The organism is Ruegeria sp. SAZD013, from assembly GCF_059612525.1.
The window spans coordinates 259250-275754 of record NZ_JBXWQT010000013.1; the positions used below are offsets into that span (position 1 = coordinate 259250).

18 protein-coding genes are annotated in these 16505 nt (G+C 59.1%); 8 read left to right on the forward strand and 10 right to left on the reverse strand.

Features of this window, described 5'->3' with window-relative positions:
* Positions 1-40 precede the first annotated feature (40 nt).
* On the reverse strand, positions 41-610 hold the full coding sequence (locus tag AC2FLU_RS03380) for a gamma-glutamylcyclotransferase family protein (RefSeq protein WP_480495485.1): 570 nt from the start codon (positions 608-610) through the stop codon (positions 41-43).
* Between the two features lie 93 nt (positions 611-703).
* Between AC2FLU_RS03380 and AC2FLU_RS03385 the strand changes: the two genes are divergently transcribed.
* Complete coding sequence (locus AC2FLU_RS03385; RefSeq protein WP_267366061.1) at positions 704-1150, forward strand: RrF2 family transcriptional regulator; 447 nt, start codon at positions 704-706, stop codon at positions 1148-1150.
* Between the two features lie 2 nt (positions 1151-1152).
* On the opposite strand, the gene AC2FLU_RS03390 is transcribed toward AC2FLU_RS03385, so the two are convergent.
* A complete protein-coding gene (locus tag AC2FLU_RS03390; RefSeq protein WP_480604809.1) occupies positions 1153-3681 on the reverse strand; it encodes an ABC transporter permease in 2529 nt (842 codons plus the stop codon).
* Positions 3678-4373 (reverse strand): ABC transporter ATP-binding protein, encoded by a 696-nt coding sequence (locus AC2FLU_RS03395; protein ID WP_480554174.1) that lies wholly within the window; start codon positions 4371-4373, stop codon positions 3678-3680. The genes AC2FLU_RS03390 and AC2FLU_RS03395 overlap by 4 nt, the downstream gene beginning before the upstream one ends.
* A gap of 65 nt (positions 4374-4438) precedes the next feature.
* Here AC2FLU_RS03395 and AC2FLU_RS03400 point away from each other — a divergent pair, with 65 nt between their 5' ends.
* A complete protein-coding gene (locus AC2FLU_RS03400) occupies positions 4439-5065 on the forward strand; it encodes an arylesterase (protein WP_480604886.1) in 627 nt (208 codons plus the stop codon).
* 18 nt (positions 5066-5083) lie between these two features.
* Here the strand turns inward: AC2FLU_RS03400 and AC2FLU_RS03405 are convergent, their stop codons facing one another.
* Both AC2FLU_RS03405 and AC2FLU_RS03410 read right to left on the reverse strand, forming a co-directional pair.
* Positions 5084-5638: a L,D-transpeptidase gene (locus tag AC2FLU_RS03405; protein ID WP_209506382.1), complete on the reverse strand. Its 555-nt coding sequence runs from the start codon at positions 5636-5638 to the stop codon at positions 5084-5086.
* 169 nt (positions 5639-5807) lie between these two features.
* Positions 5808-6014: a cold-shock protein gene (locus AC2FLU_RS03410; RefSeq protein ID WP_209506380.1), complete on the reverse strand. Its 207-nt coding sequence runs from the start codon at positions 6012-6014 to the stop codon at positions 5808-5810.
* Positions 6015-6547: 533 nt separating this feature from the next.
* On the opposite strand from AC2FLU_RS03410, the gene AC2FLU_RS03415 reads away from it, so the two are divergent.
* Positions 6548-6985, forward strand: coding sequence for a hypothetical protein (locus tag AC2FLU_RS03415; RefSeq protein ID WP_480518543.1), 438 nt, complete (start codon positions 6548-6550; stop codon positions 6983-6985).
* Positions 6986-7200: 215 nt separating this feature from the next.
* Entirely contained in the window at positions 7201-7455 is a 255-nt protein-coding gene (locus tag AC2FLU_RS03420; protein ID WP_496811862.1) for a transposase, read from the forward strand.
* A gap of 95 nt (positions 7456-7550) precedes the next feature.
* Here the strand turns inward: AC2FLU_RS03420 and AC2FLU_RS03425 are convergent, their stop codons facing one another.
* Positions 7551-8345 (reverse strand): hypothetical protein, encoded by a 795-nt coding sequence (locus tag AC2FLU_RS03425; protein WP_496808285.1) that lies wholly within the window; start codon positions 8343-8345, stop codon positions 7551-7553.
* Positions 8346-8396: 51 nt separating this feature from the next.
* Positions 8397-10064 carry an energy-dependent translational throttle protein EttA gene (gene ettA, locus AC2FLU_RS03430; RefSeq protein WP_480518551.1) on the reverse strand — a complete coding sequence of 556 codons (1668 nt, stop codon included), beginning with the start codon at positions 10062-10064 and terminating at the stop codon, positions 8397-8399.
* Positions 10065-10201: 137 nt separating this feature from the next.
* Between ettA and AC2FLU_RS03435 the strand changes: the two genes are divergently transcribed.
* From AC2FLU_RS03435 to dacB, 3 genes are all read left to right on the forward strand, one after another.
* Positions 10202-10672: an MOSC domain-containing protein gene (locus AC2FLU_RS03435; RefSeq protein ID WP_496808284.1), complete on the forward strand. Its 471-nt coding sequence runs from the start codon at positions 10202-10204 to the stop codon at positions 10670-10672.
* 32 nt (positions 10673-10704) lie between these two features.
* Positions 10705-11325 carry a nicotinate-nucleotide adenylyltransferase gene (locus tag AC2FLU_RS03440; RefSeq protein WP_480518555.1) on the forward strand — a complete coding sequence of 207 codons (621 nt, stop codon included), beginning with the start codon at positions 10705-10707 and terminating at the stop codon, positions 11323-11325.
* A 66-nt stretch (positions 11326-11391) separates the two neighbouring features.
* A complete protein-coding gene (dacB, locus tag AC2FLU_RS03445; RefSeq protein ID WP_496808283.1) occupies positions 11392-12870 on the forward strand; it encodes a D-alanyl-D-alanine carboxypeptidase/D-alanyl-D-alanine endopeptidase in 1479 nt (492 codons plus the stop codon).
* Between the two features lie 26 nt (positions 12871-12896).
* Here dacB and AC2FLU_RS03450 read toward each other — a convergent pair whose 3' ends face one another.
* The 3 genes from AC2FLU_RS03450 to AC2FLU_RS03460 form a co-directional block, all read right to left on the reverse strand.
* Entirely contained in the window at positions 12897-13319 is a 423-nt protein-coding gene (locus AC2FLU_RS03450; RefSeq protein WP_480518559.1) for a tellurite resistance TerB family protein, read from the reverse strand.
* Between the two features lie 101 nt (positions 13320-13420).
* Positions 13421-13795 (reverse strand): EamA family transporter, encoded by a 375-nt coding sequence (locus AC2FLU_RS03455; protein ID WP_480604824.1) that lies wholly within the window; start codon positions 13793-13795, stop codon positions 13421-13423.
* Positions 13792-14529 (reverse strand): class I SAM-dependent methyltransferase, encoded by a 738-nt coding sequence (locus AC2FLU_RS03460; protein WP_480518561.1) that lies wholly within the window; start codon positions 14527-14529, stop codon positions 13792-13794. Before AC2FLU_RS03460 ends, AC2FLU_RS03455 begins: the two co-directional genes overlap by 4 nt.
* A gap of 390 nt (positions 14530-14919) precedes the next feature.
* Between AC2FLU_RS03460 and AC2FLU_RS03465 the strand changes: the two genes are divergently transcribed.
* Positions 14920-16494 carry a lysine--tRNA ligase gene (locus tag AC2FLU_RS03465; protein ID WP_480475248.1) on the forward strand — a complete coding sequence of 525 codons (1575 nt, stop codon included), beginning with the start codon at positions 14920-14922 and terminating at the stop codon, positions 16492-16494.
* Positions 16495-16505: the final 11 nt, after the last annotated feature.

Consider the following 16505-nt stretch of genomic DNA (forward strand, 5'->3'; position numbering starts at 1 on the left):
CGACATTTAAGGGCCACGCCTTCGGAGTGGCCCTTTGTCGTCAAACCGGTTGTTCAATCCGAACCGACAAACCGGTCAGGCGGTCATCGACAAAATCACGCTCGACAGGTTTGAGTTGTTGATGTCGCGGGTAACGTGGCTCGGCCCGGTCATTCAGGATCGGGGCATCCCAGCCGCTGGTTGTTGCAAAGAACCGGTCTGCCCCGTCTTCTCCGAACGCCCGCAAATAACCCTGAACAACAACGTCGATATAGCTGAGCAGCAAGGGATGGCGGTTGCTGGGCTCGTTGTGCCGATCCTGCGGGACGGCGTAGACAGCTATTTCAACTTCATGTTTCAGCGGATGTGAAACCGACCGGGTTGCCGGAATTCGGTCATAGGCCCATTCCCGTTCATCCAGCGCAGCCCAGTCGTTCTTGGGGACATGTGCGATCATGCCTTCGATCTCAGACTCGGGGTCCGGGACAGCTGTCAGGAACGCGACCGGGCGCAGATCAGTGTGTCGCCATGCGCGTTTCCACCCCTTCAGTTTTGCTGGGCGGGGGTCGGGAAAATCATGTGTGGCGAGGTTCACAAGGCTTCCATAACCAAAGAAATAGGGGTCGGCCATGCGAGAGGTGTCCTTTGGGTCGATTGATGTATGTCAAACCGCTTTTTTCCGCGACATGCAATAAGGCTTCATCTTTTATTCAGGGAGGCCTTCATGCGGATTACCAAACGGACGAATATCGCTGTGCGCCTGTTGATGTATTGCGCCGCACACCCGGACCGGCTGGTCACCAAAGCCGAGATCGCCGAAGTCTGCAACATCTCGGAAAACCATCTGGCTCAGGTGATCAACCAGTTAAGCCAGTTGAATTACCTGAGCACTCAGCGCGGCCGCAACGGCGGTATGTCGTTGGCGCGTCCGGCAAGCCAAATCCGGATCGGCGCGGTGTTCAGGCACGTCGAAGGGGCCTTGCCCATCGCCGAGTGTTTTGCGGATGCGGACAACACCTGTCCTTTGACCGATGCCTGTAGGCTGCGGCTGGCATTGCAGGATGCGGCGGAAGTTTTCTATGCATCTCTGGACGAAGTGTCGTTGGATGCGCTGGTTTGTGACAACGACCCGTTGCTGAAGCTGTTGCAGCCCGTGGCCTGCGTACGCTGACCTTAGTCGCTGGCCCGCAAAATGCGGGCTGGCCGGGCAGAGAGAGGGCGCAGCGCGAATGCGAAACCTGCGCAGAGCGTGACGCCGACACCGGCCAGAACGATGCCAAAGGCCGAAGACCAGATCACGGTAAAACCTGTGTCGAAGATGTAGGTGGCCACAGCCCATCCGCCCAGGATGCCAACCAGCAAGGCGACGCAGCCCGCTGCGGCGCCCAGCAGGACCGAGCGTAGTCCAAAACTGCGCAGGATGCGGCCACGGTCAGCCCCCAGCGTCTTGAGGATTGCCGCCTCGTATCTGCGGGCGGGTTCGCCGGCGGCTGCCGCCCCGATCAGCACCAGGAATCCTGTCAACAAAGACACGCCCGCGCCATACGAGGTTGCGGCGGCGATCCCTGCCAAAAGGCCCGAAACACGGTCAATTGCGTCGCGCACACGGATGGCCGTGATGTTCGGGAACTGGCCTGCAAGATCTCGCAGAATGGCGGCCTCGGCCTGTTCTTCTGCATATACCGTCGCAATAAAGCTGTGTGGCGCACCCGCCAGTGCCGACGGGTTCATCGACATGACAAAACCCATACCCGCTGTGGAAAAATCCACCTCTCGGGTTGAGGTCAGCTCTGCGGTGATATCCCGCCCCAGGATGTTGACAGTTACCTGATCGCCCAGTTTCAGACCCATCTCTTCGGCTTCTTCGGCTGCAAAGCTGATCTGTGGTGCGCCAGAATAATCCTCTGCCCACCACTCCCCCGCTGTCACCCGTGCATTTGCCGGGGGGCGGGCTGAATAGGTGACGCCGCGATCTCCCTCCAGAACCCAATGATCTCCGGCCACCTCGCGCGCAGGGCGACCGTTTATCTGGGTGATGATGCCCCGCAGCATTGGTGCGCTTTCAATGCGGCTGACAGCAGGATCGGTTTGCAGCCGTTCGGTAAAACCGGGCATCTGGTCTTTTTGAATATCGACAAAGAAGTATGAGGGCGCGACATCCGGCAGATTGCCGGAGATCGCGTTGCGCAGCGTGCCGTCAATCTGCCCAACCGCCGCCAGCACTGACAAACCCAGACCAAGTGACAAAACCACTGACCCCGCACCCTCACGCGGATCAGAGATGGCGGACAAAGCCCATCGCAGGGCAGGGCGGCCCCGCGCCAAAGGTGTCCCAGCCCGTGCCAGTTTGCGAATGGCATGGGCTGCGAGCGCCAGCAGGATCAGTGCGCCCGCAAGTCCGCCGCTAGTCCACAGGGTTAGGCGCGTTGAGCCGCTGAACCAGGACGCAATCGCGATCAGGGACGCCAATCCAATCCCGCTTGCCACGACGTAAATTGCGCGTGGGATGGGACGAGCCGCACTCAGCGCATCGCGAAACAGGGTTGCGGCGCGCACATCTTCGGTTCTGGCCAGCGGCCAGAGCGTGAAAAGAAATGCTGTCAGCAGGCCATAAAGCGCAGCCTCTATCAGCGGTTGCGGATACAGAGAAAACACTGCTGGAACGGGCAACTGGTATTCCAGCAGCGGTGCCAGCAAAAGCGGTGCCATCCCGCCCAGTACCAGCCCAATTACAATGCCAGTCAGGGACAGCACCCCGATCTGAATCATGTAAGTTTGAAAAATGGTGGAGCGATCCGCCCCCAATGTCCGCAATGTCGCAATGGTTTCCGTTTTCTGACTCAGATAGGCTCGCACGGCGGCGGACACACCGATGCCACCGACGGCAAGCCCCGACAATCCGACAAGGACCAGAAAGGCACTCAGGCGGTTGACGAATTCCGATATGCCCGGCGCGCCGTTGCGCGCATCGCTCCAGCGCATCCCCGAGCCTTCAAGCGCCGCGCTGGCTCTTGCGGACACCTCCGACAGGTTCGCGTCTTGGGGCAAGGTCAGCCGGTACCTGGTCGAAAAAAGCGTTCCGGGCTCCAGCAGGCCAGATGCCTGCAACGCTTCGGTACGCACCATTGTACGTGGCCCCAAGGCAAAACCAGCTGCGGCGCTGTCGGGTTCATTCCGAAGTGCGGCCATCAGAATGAACTCTTGCGTGCCAAGCGCGAAGTGATCACCGACCGACAAACCAAGCCGGTCTATCAGAACGGGTTCCATAATGGCACCGGGTAATCCGGACCTGCCATTCAGGGCGTCGTCCAGCGTGATGCCCGGCTCCAGTTTGACCGATCCGATGAGCGGGTAAGCCTTATCGACGGATTTGACCTGGGTCAGCGCACGTTCCGGCCCGGCGTCGCGGGGCACAACCGCCATCGAGCGGAAATCGACAATTTCTGACACCTGTTCGGATGACTGCTGCATCCAGAGGCGCTCGGCCTCAGTAGCAAAACGATAGGTGAACTCAAGCTCGGCATCGCCGCCCAGCAGGGATGCGCCTTCACGGGTCAGCCCGGTCTGAATCGCCTGACTCACCGATCCGACGGCTGCGATGGCTGCGACGCCCAAGGCCAGACAGGCCAGAAAGATGCGAAAGCCGCGCAGGCCCCCGCGCAACTCTCGACGGGCCAGCCGCGCGGCCAGCCGAAGGCTCATTCTGCGGCCTCCTGCCGGGTCATTTCGGCAATCCTGCCGTCGCGCAGCCTGATCACCCGGTCACATCGTTCAGCCAGTGAACGGCTGTGCGTTACAAGAACCAGCGTCGCATCATATTTGCGCCGAAGCCCGAACAGCAAATCAACAATCGCGGCACCGTTTGTCTCGTCCAGATTCCCGGTTGGTTCGTCCGCCAGCAAGATCTTGGGGCGTGGTGCCGATGCACGCGCCAGGGCAACTCGTTGCTGCTCGCCGCCCGACAACTGCGCCGGGTAATGATCGCGACGATGGGATAACCCCACGGCATTCAGTTCAGTCTCGGCACGGTCGAACGCATCTTTGTGCCCCGCCAGTTCCAGCGGTGTCGCCACGTTCTCCAACGCGGTCATCGTTGGGATCAGGTGGAAATTCTGAAACACGACGCCCATGTTGTCGCGCCGAAACCGCGCCAGGGCGTCCTCGTCCATGCTTGTCAAATTCTGATCCAAGGCCAAGATTTGACCACTTGTTGCCTGTTCCAACCCACCCATCAGCATCAACAGCGACGATTTTCCCGACCCCGATGGCCCGATCAGCCCCAGCGTTTCCCCCCTGTTCACGGTCAACGTGATGTCATGCAAAATATCGACCCGCCCGGCATTGCCATCCAGCGATAAAGCGGCATTCTGAAGAGCGAGAACAGCAGGCGTCATGGGTCTTCCCGATAAAGGAGCGGTTTTTGGGATATGGAGTGATCACCGTATTGCGCAAGGTTTTGATGGCAAGTCCATTTGTGTTCTGCGGTTTTGCGGCCACAGCCGATCAGGTGGTGATCGCAGCCCTTGGGGACTCGCTGACGCAAGGCTACGGGCTGGTGGAGGAGAACGGGTTTGTTCCCCAGCTTGACCGTTGGTTGCAGGCGAAGGGCGAAGATGTTCGCGTTATCAACGCAGGCGTTTCGGGCGATACAACGGCGGGTGGCGCTGCGCGGGTAGAATGGACCCTGACACCCGATGTGGACGGACTGATCGTTGCCTTAGGCGGGAATGACGTGTTGCGCGGGATCGATCCTGCAGTTTCGCAAGCCAATCTGCGCAAGATACTTCAGGTTGCACGCGATACAAAGGTTCCTGTCTTGTTGATCGGAATGCAGGCGCCGGGCAACTACGGCGCTGAATACAAGCAGGCGTTCGATGGCATTTACCCTGCACTGGCGCAGGAGTTTGAAGTTCTGTTTTTCAGCAGTTTCTTTGAAGGGCTTGCAGCGGAGGGTGACCCCGCAGCCGTATCGCAATTCATGCAATCGGACGGCATTCATCCAAATGCGGCCGGGGTGGCGAAGATCGTCGAAGCGCTGGGCCCCTCTGTGTTGCAACTTGTGACGCAGGCGGGCGGGGAAGGTTAACCATTCCCGCGATAGCGATCAGACGACCGTGACAACCGTTCCGATAGGGACCCGGTTATACAGATCGATGACATGTTCATTCAGCATCCGAATACACCCGTTTGACACCGCCCTGCCTATGGTTTGTGGCTGGGTCGTGCCATGGATTCGGAAATAGGTATCGACACCGTTCTGGAACAAATACATCGCACGCGCGCCGAGGGGGTTATCCCCACCTCCCGGCTGGACATAGTCATTGTCCTTGAATTTTGCATAGGCCACCGGATCGCGCTGGATCATCTCTTGGGTCGGGCGCCAGGTCGGCCATTCCTTTTTCACATCGATAGTAGCGGTGCCGGTGAATTCCAGACCTGCCTTGCCGACACCGCAGCCATAGCGGATCGCTTTGCGTGGTTCGGTGACATAGTAAAGATAGAATGAACGGGGGGCGACCAGCAGCTGCCCGGGCAGGAACTGCTTTTTGATGCGCACGAATTGCGGTGTCGGATCATACTCGACCGCTTTCTTGGCGCTGGCGATGCCCGGCAGCAGCGTGGCCGCTGTTCCGGCCAGAAAAACTCGGCGTGTAAACATCGAAACCCTCATCAATTGACCAATGAAACCCAAGAACCAGTTTCATCATGATATGTTATTTGGTCAATTCTGGGGCAAGCATCACGCATCCGTGATGTGATCAATCGGCCACCTGAAACGGCAGCGGTTGAACAAAAGGGTGAGGAATTTCCCTCACCCTTTCAAGAGCTTATGCAAGCTGGATGTTGTCGGCGCTCTCGCGGCCGTCACGACCCGAACGCAGTTCGTACGTGACTTTCTGGTTGTCGGCCAGACCGGTCAGGCCCGAGCGTTCGACGGACGAGATGTGGACGAAGATGTCCTTGCCGCCATCTTCGGGCGCAATAAAGCCGTAGCCTTTAGTGGTGTTGAACCATTTTACGGTGCCTGCTGGCATTTCCGTGTCTCCTGTTTGGTGCTGCCCACGGAGTTGCGGCAGCCTGGCGTCGTATGTCTGTATCGATAGACTGAGCGCCGTAGAAGGAGACAGTAGGTCGAAATAGAAAAACGTTAGCACCCTGCATATGGCATTGAGGTAAGCCTGTGGCAAGAGTGGTTTGTACGGATTGTACTAGTGCCAGAGGGCAGATAGCTTGATTTGTACAAGAATCCGCTGATGGGTTTCAGGCTGATTTTGGCGATGTTTGACAGCATTCTGGGTGCTCTGGTCACCCTGTCTGTTGACGCGCGCGACGGCAGTGAAAAACCCGGATCCACACTTTCCCGGTCGGCCATGCCGAGCGGTCGCCACGTGCCACGCCTGCGCGGGAGGGTGACACTTTTTCGTCGCAGGCACGTGTTCAGGACCAGTGTCATTCTGACCGGTTCAGCGTGGGTTCCCCTCACAACTGACGGTTTTTATTCATAAATCGCTATGTTTGAAAAACTTGCGATCTGGTGCTATACTGCGTGGCAGCTGTGGGGGCGGATATGAAAGCTGTTTATACGATAACCTTGTTGTGCTGGGCAGGAGCCGCGCAGGCCCTGACTGTTCCATATGGGACAGAGGGTTTTATGCCGACCGCGCGTGAAGGCGGGCTCAAACTCTACAACATGTTCGAATTTGAACACGAGCTGAAGGCTCCGGTCTTCGCGAAAGAGAACCCGCGCCGTAATGAAAGACGTCGTCGTCTTGTCGAGCTTGGTGGACCCAAGCATTTGCCCGAGATACTGACTGAACGGACAGAGGTCGTGGAGGAATCCGGGCCTGAGTTCTGCGAGCTGTGGTGCAATGAGCCCGGGTCCGAAGAAACGCCGGTGGACGTGAACGTCTCGGCCGTGCCGCTTCCGGCCAGTTGGCTGCTGCTGCTTGGTGCGCTGACGGGGCTGTTCGGTGTCGGACGGCTGCGTGGCAACCGGTTCGGGTAAGCGCCGCGTCTGCAACCATCCTTGAATGCTGTGATATGGGACACCGGGGGTCGGTGGAGCATGCGACCTGCGGCAGTTGCCTGCAAAGGCGCGTGTTAACCACTTGGTAGTCATACCTGCGCCACCTTGCGCGCATGAGTGATTATCGCCGCGTCCGCATTCCCGGTGCCAGATATTTCTTCACGGTTTCGCTGGCCGACCGGTCGTGAGACCTGTTGATCCGCGAGGTGACGCAGCTGCGCGCGGCTTTTGCCGAAGCGCGGCGGGAGCGTCCGTGCTGGTGTGATGCGTTTGTGGTGTTGCCCGATCATCTGCACGCGGTGTGGACCTTGCCGCCGGGCGATGCGGATTATTCCACGCGGTGGGGTGCGATCAAAGCGCGGTTCACCATACGCGTGAACAAGACAAACCGTAGGCCGGGCTTCAGCCCGGCATCCACCATTCCCCTCAGAGCGATTGAAGGGTTTTGAGGCCATTCATCGGCGGATGTTGGTAAAGGTGTGGGTGTTTCGAGGGGTGCCGGGCTGAAGCCCGGCCTACCAGTTGGCGTGAGGGGTGCGAGCGCTTATCCTATGCTTGTTTGTTTTGGGGGTGAGTACTTCTCATGGTTGACAATAAGTGAAACAAGTTGGGTAGTAGTGCCAAGGAGATCTTGAGCTTCATCAATGGTATAAAATTTGTCAGGGTGCGCTACTGGGTTCCTAAATCCGTTTCTGAAGTTGTCCAGCGTTCCGCTCAAGGCAGCATCAAGCGCTTTGCGCCCTTCAAGCGCCTGCACCATTGGACCCCACATTGGTTTCTTCATTCTTTTCTGCTTAATGACCGAAAAATACAGTTGCTTTAGGCAACACTCAGTTCCCCTCATTAAATGATATGCTGCTGCTGTAGGTCGCTCAAGAACAATACAGCGTCCCGCTTCTTCAAAATCAATTTTTGCGTTTTGTGGAAGAGAGTTAAATGTACTCTCGCCAAAAATCTTGTCAATTCTCTCAAAAAGAAAGTCTATGTTGTACCTCTTCTCGTTTGTAAAAAAGGCACAGATTTCTTGAGCCTCAGCATTGATGACGATATCCAATTTATTAAAGCAATCCGACAACTCTTTAATGTCTTCTGCGCTCATTTTTTCATCAGTATCGTCCGGATATTTCTCGTCGAACTTTTCTTCTAGTTCAATCAGTTCACCACAAGCATTCTTAGTGACGCGCATGTTGTTTTCGGTCAAAAACTCAAAAAAAACGGACAGGTTGTACTTGATGAACCCATCGCCGCGATACCAGCAGACGTCCAAGTTTTTTGCCCGCCTTAAGTATTGGACACAGGACCCAAAGTATACAAAGTCATAAAGGTCTTTCTTTTTCACCGACAATTTCCTGATTTAAATGCAACGACTAAAACCCTAGGTATGTACTCTTTACCGCGCAAACTTCTTATGCTTCAACCGCTTGGGCTCCAACGCATCAGGCCCGAGCCTCCGCTTCTTATCCTCTTCGTAATCCTCGAAGTTACCCTCGAACCATTCCACATGGGCATCGCCCTCGAAGGCCAGAATATGCGTGCAAATCCGGTCGAGGAAGAAGCGGTCGTGTGAGATGACGACGGCGCAGCCAGCGAAATCGACCAGCGCGTCCTCCAGCGCACGCAGGGTTTCGACGTCGAGGTCGTTGGTGGGTTCGTCCAGCAGCAGGACGTTGCCGCCCTCTTTCAGCAGGCGGGCCATGTGGACGCGGTTGCGCTCACCGCCGGATAGCAGCGAGACCTTTTTCTGCTGGTCGCCGCCCTTGAAGTTGAAGGACGAGCAATAGGCGCGGGAATTGACCTGCGCGTCACCCAGCTGAATGATCTCGGCACCGCCGGTGATCGCCTCCCACACGGTGTCGTTGTCTTTCAGGTCGTCGCGGGACTGGTCGACATAAGACAGCTCGACCGTGTCGCCCAGCGTGATGGTGCCGCTGTCGGGCTGTTCCTGACCGGTGAGCATCTTGAACAGCGTCGATTTACCGGCACCGTTGGGGCCGATGACGCCGACGATGCCGCCGGGGGGCAGGGCGAAGTCCAGCCCTTCGATCAGTTGCTTGTCGCCCATGTGCTTCGACAGGCCCTCGACCTCGATCACCTTGCCGCCAAGGCGCTGGCCGTTGGGGATGACGATCTGGGCGCGGGTCAGCTTTTCGCGTTCGGACTGTTCGGCCAGCTCGTTATAGGCGTTGATCCGGGCCTTGGACTTGGCCTGACGGGCCTTTTGGCCCTGACGCATCCATTCCAGTTCGCGTTGCAGGGTCTTCTGCTTGGACTTGTCCTCGCGGGCTTCCTGCTCCAGCCGTTTGGCCTTTTGTTCCAGCCATGCGGAGTAGTTGCCCTCGTACGGAATGCCGCGACCCCGGTCGAGTTCGAGGATCCAGCCGGTGATGTCATCGAGGAAATAACGGTCGTGGGTGACGATCAGGATGGTGCCCTTGTAGTCGATCAGGTGCTGTTGCAACCAGGCGATGGTCTCGGCGTCGAGGTGGTTGGTCGGTTCGTCGAGCAGCAGCATGTCGGGCGCTTCGAGCAGCAGCTTGCAGAGCGCCACGCGGCGTTTTTCACCGCCCGAAAGGTTGGCAATGTTGGCGTCGTCCGGCGGGCAGCGCAGTGCCTCCATCGACACGTCGATCTGGCTGTCGAGGTCCCAGAGGTTTTCCGCGTCGATGGCGTCCTGCAGGGTTGTCATTTCCTCCATCAGCTCGTCCGAGTAATTCTCGGCGATCTCCATGGCAATCTCGTTGAAGCGGTCGACCTTGGCCTTTTTAGCAGCCACGCCCAGCATGACGTTTTCACGGACCGACAGGGATTCATCCAGCTGCGGTTCCTGCGGCAGGTAACCGACCTTGGCACCTTGGGCGGCCCAGGCCTCACCGGTGAAGTCGGTGTCGAGCCCGGCCATGATCTTCATCAGCGTCGATTTACCCGCGCCGTTGACGCCGACAACACCGATTTTCACGCCGGGCAGAAAGCTGAGGTGGATGTTTTCAAAGCACTTCTTGCCACCGGGATAGGTCTTGGAGACACCCTGCATGTGGTAGACATATTGATAGGCGGCCATGTCGCGTCCTCTGGGTCGGGAAATTGGGTTGAAACGCTGGATATCCGAGCGGGGCGGGCGGGGCAAGCTGGTGGTTTTGTGAATTTCGTCCCGTATATGCATGGGCTAGGTTTGCCGGGCTGTATGAGGGGCATGAAGTGGTGGAACTGGCGGAACTGATATCAGGCTGGGCGCAACCGGGGCGGGTGGAGTGGATTGGCCTGCGGCCCGAGCGGCGGGTTGGGGTGGAGGTGGTGAGGGAGGCGGTGGTCTCAGCCGATGGGCTCGACGGTGACCGGGGCCGTGCGGGTAAGCGGGCGGTTTCTTTGATCCAGCGGGAGCATCTGGCGGCCATTGGCTCTTATCTGGGGCAAGGACCGGTTGCCCCCGAAACCCTGCGGCGCAATCTGGTGGTTTCGGGGATCAATCTGGCCGCGCTCAAGGGGCGTGAGGTGCAGGTGGGTGAGGCGGTTTTGCGCTTTACCGTGATCTGTGCGCCATGCAGCCGGATGGAAGAGGCGCTGGGCAAGGGCGGCTATTCTGCCGTGCGGGGGCATGGGGGATGGTGCGCCGAAGTTGTCAGGCCGGGGCGGGTTGCGCTGGGCGACGCCGTGCAACCGATTGATTGACAACGCGGCCCGGTTCTGAACATCAGCAGGTTATGGAGCGGTACGACATCCCTTACGCGCGGCCCGGGCAGGTCGTTGGGTTGTTCGGCGGGTCATTCGATCCGCCGCATCAGGGCCATGTGCATGTGACGCGTGAGGCGATGAAGGCCTTTGGGTTGGATCGGGCGTGGTGGCTGGTGTCACCCGGCAATCCGTTGAAAGAGCGGGGGCCTGCGCCGATCGCGCGGCGCATGGCGGCGGCGCGGCGGGTGATGCAGCATCCGAAGGTCGACGTGACGGATATCGAGGCGCTGGTCGGCACGCGGGCAACGGCGGACACTCTGACAGCGCTCAGGCGGCTTTACCCGCAGGTGCGGTTTGTCTGGCTGATGGGCGCGGACAATCTGGCGCAGTTTCATCGCTGGAAAGACTGGCGGCTGATCATGGACACTGTGCCGGTGGGCGTGGTGGCGCGGCCGGGTGAGCGGATCTCGGCCCGGATGTCACCTGCGGCGCGGGTTTATGCGAAGTACCGGATTGACGGGCAGGCGCGGCACCTTTTGGGGCAGGCGCAGGCTCCGGCCTGGTGTTTCGTGAACGTGCCGATGATCGATGTCAGTTCGACCGAACTCCGGACACGCGGCGAATGGGGCGCAGAAGTGTTGCCGGAATAGCCCCAACGGGCGCATAATCTAACACGGTGGTTGTGTGCTTTTGATCTGTGGGATTTTAATTCGGCTATGGCTGGTCGTTTTTCACGTCGTTTATTTCTGGGGGGATTAGGGGCGTCCCTGATCCCGGCAGCGGGCCTTGCGCAGGCGCCGCTTGTATCGCTTAGGCCGCAGGCGCGCGGGGTCATATTAAGCGGTGCCGAGCGATTGGTGGCCGCAGCAGGCCTGAAGGGCGAGGTTGTGTTTGCGGTTGCGGATGTGGCGACCGGGGCGCAGCTGGAAGTGTTTGGCGAGGGCGCAAGTCTGCCCCCGGCCAGCGTCGGAAAGGCAATGACCGCGCTTTATGCGCTGGACGTTCTGGGGCCGGAACACCGGTTCGAGACCCGTCTGGTGGCGGATGGCCGGATCGAGAAGGGCGTTTTGCACGGCGATTTGATTCTGGTTGGGGGCGGCGACCCGCTGCTGGATACGGATGCGCTGGCTACGATGGCGGCCAATTTGCGCGAGGCCGGGATTATCGAAGTGCGCGGCGCGTTCAGGGTTTACGACGGGGCGTTGCCTTATGTGTTCAGCATCGATCCCGAGCAGCCGGATCATGTGGGCTATAGCCCGGCCGTCAGCGGCATTTCCCTGAACTTCAATCGCGTCCATTTCGAATGGAAACGCGCAGGGAGTGGCTATGACATAACCATGGATGCCCGCAGCGAGCGTTATGTGCCTGCGGTGGATGTCTCGGCCATGCGGGTCGAGGATCGTAGCCTGCCGATCTATACCTATCAGGCAAGCGCGCGGCAGGATCGCTGGACCGTGGCCAAGGGCGCGCTGGGCAATGGCGGGGCCCGCTGGTTGCCGGTGCGCAAGCCCGCTTTGTACGCGGGCGATGTATTTCGCACCTTGGCGCGGTCGAACGGGATCGTTTTGAAGCGCGTTCAGGTGACACGCCAGAGCGTGCAGGGTGTCGATCTTGTGGTGCATCGCAGCGACAGTTTGGATCGTGTCCTGCGCGGGATGCTGAAATACTCGACCAACCTGACGGCCGAGATGGTCGGGCTGGCCGCGACCAGGGCGCGCGGTGTTGACCCGCACACCCTGGCGGATTCGGCAGCCGAGATGAACCGGTGGGCCGCCAGTCGTTTCGGCGTGACAGGAATCGCCATGGTCGATCATTCGGGTCTGAGCGATGCCTCGCGCATGGTACCGGAGGATTTGGTTGCGGCCCTTGTCGCAACACAGAAGTCGGGGATGTTGCGGCCCTTGATGAAACCTTTTGCACTGACCGACCGGAACGGGCGGCCCGTCAAGAACCACCCGATCAAGGTTGATGCCAAGACAGGGACATTGAACTTTGTATCCGGGTTGGGCGGTTTCCTGACGACTGCGGACGGGGTCGATCTGGCCTTTGCGATATTCACCGCCGACGTGGACCATCGCGCAACGATCCCACGCGCGCAGCGTGAGCGCCCGGACGGTGCACGCAGCTGGAACAGCAGATCGCGAAAATTGCAGCGCGCTTTGCTGGAGCGCTGGGGGTCACTTTATGGAAGCTGAAACCTGAAACCCGCCTGAAGCGGGCGTCAGACGGTATGGCGCGCCCTGGCCCCGCGCTCGATCGCGGCCGCGTGCAGGCGGTCGATGTTCAGCTCGTACCGGATTTCTTCCAGCAGGCGCAGTTCGGATTCGGCCAGCGTTCCGTCAGCGGCAGCGACGTCACAGGCCAGAGCATAGGCCGTTTCGTTCAAGCGTTCGGGCAGGTTGTCCCGGATCAGGCCAAACAGCGCATCCAGCCCGTCTTCCTGTTCGAACAGGTCAAACACGATCTGCGACACGTGGCGCATCCGGTCGATGTCGTACCCGGCGAAGACCGGCAACATGTTCACGGCGACCTCGATCTTGACCAGCTCGGCAGTTCGGATGTTTTCGTCGGAGGCCGAAATCGCAACCATGATCGCCACAAGGCAATCCTGTGGGGACATCGGGTGGGGAACTTGCTCGGTCATTCGGTGCATCCTGCTTGGGGTTCGTCAATGGCGCAGGATAGAAGGGGGGCAAGGCAGGTTCAACATCTTGTTTTGCCCCACTGTGCGGCAGGTTGAGCCGGTCAGGTGTTCATTACCGCCATACCGCCGAGCAAAAGGCCCGCCCCGATCCAATAGCGCAGCCCCAGCGTTTCACCGAAGAACAGCCACGAGGCGAGGGGGACCAAGACAAAGCTGAGGGCCATGAACGGATAGGCCTGCGACAGCGGCACATGCCTGAGGACGTAAATCCAGAGTATCGTTGCAGTGCCGTAAATCGCCAGCGCGACGAGCAAGAAAGGGTCGAGCAGGGTATGCAACAGCCCCATCGCACCGGTCGCGGTGCGACCCTCGATCCGCCCGCCAGCGAGTTTGAACAATACCTGTCCGACCGAAATCATGACAGGTGTCAGAAGCAGCCCGGTCCAGACCAGTGCTGTGGGTGCGGTTGCGCTCATGCAGCCTGATCCTTGAGGGGCTTTCCGGTGGATTCCTCGGCCGGTCGATCCTCGCAGTAATAGATGTCACGCCCGATATCCTCGCAGGTGTGAAGGCTGGGGCTGGGATGCACGGCGCGCAGAAAGCTGTGGGTGTAGGGAAAGAAATTGAAATGCGGGTTGAAGCTGTAGCGATATTCCCGTTCGCGCGGGACCACGATGATAACCCGCTTGCGCGCGACCCGGCGCAATTCAGCGATGGCACGGCGGTAATCCAGCAGATGTTCGATCACATGGGTGCAGATGACCGTGTCGAAACTGTTATCCTCAAAAGGCAGGTCTTCGATCCGGGCGGCAACATATCTGATGTTTTCGATGGCTTCAGCGTCATCGATAACGAAATCGACACCGGTCATGGCCGTGATGTCCAGGCGCAGGGCGCGGATGCGTTGCAGCAGAGCCCCGGTGCCGCAGCCGACGTCGCAGATGCTGTTGCCAACAATGTCGCTGGCGATCCGGTCAATGCAGGCGTCGGAATTGTCAGTACCATCATGCACGCGCGGGTGTTCCCGGTAGAGCGTTTCGTATTCTTCGTCCGTCAGAAAAGGCGCGCGTTCGCGGAACGCTGCCAGCCGGGTAATGTGTTCCCCCCAGACACGGCGCGCAAGCCAGTGAAAAGCGGCGCTGTCGCGAAGGATCGGCGGGACGATATCCTCGAGCACAAAGCGGATTAGGTTGCTGGTTTCGCGTCGCATCTAGTTTCCTTTGGTCCCGGGGAGGTTTCCCGGCGTCTTTCTATCGTAGCACCGCAGTGCAAACACGTGAAATATCCGGGTCAGGTCAAAGCCTGTCGCCCGTGTCTTTTATGTTTCGCGCGCCAAACCCATCTTATGAGTGTGGCTGGAGTAAGGCTTGCGGATGGAAAAACCGGTACGGGATTGCGGACGCTCCTGGCGTGGATCAGAGGCTGAGGGCGGGCAGTACAGTCATTTAGCGGCAAAACCCCGTGACAAGGCGGTTTTCCACGGGTTCCGGGCAGTTAAAACACGGGTGCTTTATTGACTCATGCTGCACTGGCACAATAGGAGGAGCCGGTCGGGTTGCGTGGTGCAGCCGCGACCGTTTCCCCAATGGAGCACATTGAAATGTCTGAACTGCGCGAAACCGCGATGTCGTCCAAGGCCTGGCCCTTTGAAGAGGCGCGCCGGTTGCTTAAACGCTATCAGAAAGGTGCTCCGGAAAAGGGGTATGTGCTGTTTGAAACCGGATACGGCCCGTCGGGCCTGCCGCATATCGGCACGTTCGGCGAGGTGGCGCGGACCACGATGGTCAAGCGCGCCTTTGAAGCGCTGTCGGATATCCCGACCAAGCTGATCTGTTTTTCGGACGATCTGGACGGGATGCGCAAGGTTCCCAGCAACGTGCCGAACCCCGAGGCGCTGGAAGAGCATTTGCAGCGCCCGCTGACCTCGGTTCCTGATCCGTTTGGCGAATTTGACAGCTTTGGCGAACACAACAACGCGATGTTGCGCCGGTTCCTTGATACCTTCGGGTTCGAATACGAGTTCTACTCGGCGCGCGACTTTTATCGCTCGGGCCAGTTCGACGAGATTCTGAAGCGTGCGGTTGAACGCTACGACGACGTGATGGCCATCATGTTGAAAAGCCTGCGGGAAGAACGCCAGCAGACCTATTCGATCTTCCTACCGATCCACCCGGAAACCGGGCGGGTTCTGTATGTGCCGATGAAAAAGGTCTGCGCCGAAACCTATACCGTTACCTTCGATGATGAAGACGGCAAGGAATGGACCGTTCCCGTCACCGGTGGCAACGTGAAGCTGCAATGGAAGCCGGATTTCGGGGCGCGCTGGGCGGCACTGGGCGTTGATTTCGAGATGTACGGCAAGGAACACGCGACCAACGAAAAGATCTATGACGGGATCTGCCGGGCCTTGGGTGGCCGCGCGCCCGAGCATTTCAGCTATGAGCTGTTTCTGGACGAGAACGGACAGAAGATTTCGAAATCGTCGGGCAATGGTGTCTCGATCGACGAATGGCTGACCTATGCGCCGACCGAGTCGCTGGCTTATTTCATGTACCAAAAGCCCAAGACGGCCAAGCGGATGCATTTCGACGTGATCCCGAAAGCCTATGATGAGTATCATCAGCAGCTGCGCGCCTATCCGGGGCAGGACCTGAAGGCACAGTTGAACAACCCGGTCTGGCATATTCACGGCGGCGACGTCCCTGAATCGACCCTGATCGTTCCCTTTGCGATGCTGCTGAATCTGGCATCGGTTTCCGGTGCCGAAGACAAGGAGGCGCTGTGGGGCTTTATTCGCCGCTATGCGCCCGAGGCAACGGCAGAGAGCCATCCCGATCTGGACAAGGCTGCTGGTTTCGCCGTGCGGTACTTCAACGATTTCGTCAAGCCGACGCGCAAGCATCGCGCGCCGACGGATCAGGAGCGCGAGGCGCTGGAAGCGCTGAAGGCGGCGCTTGAGGCATATGATGGCCCGACCGAGGATGAAGCGTTGCAATCGGTGGTCTATGCCATCGGCCGCGAGCGGTTTGATCCAATGAAAGGATGGTTCTCGGCGCTTTATGAGGTGCTGCTGGGGGCCTCGCAAGGGCCGCGCTTCGGGGGTTTTATCGCGCTTTACGGCGTGCCCGAGACCATCGCGCTGATCGACAAGGCACTGGCCGGAGAGCTGGTCTGATTTGACCTGAA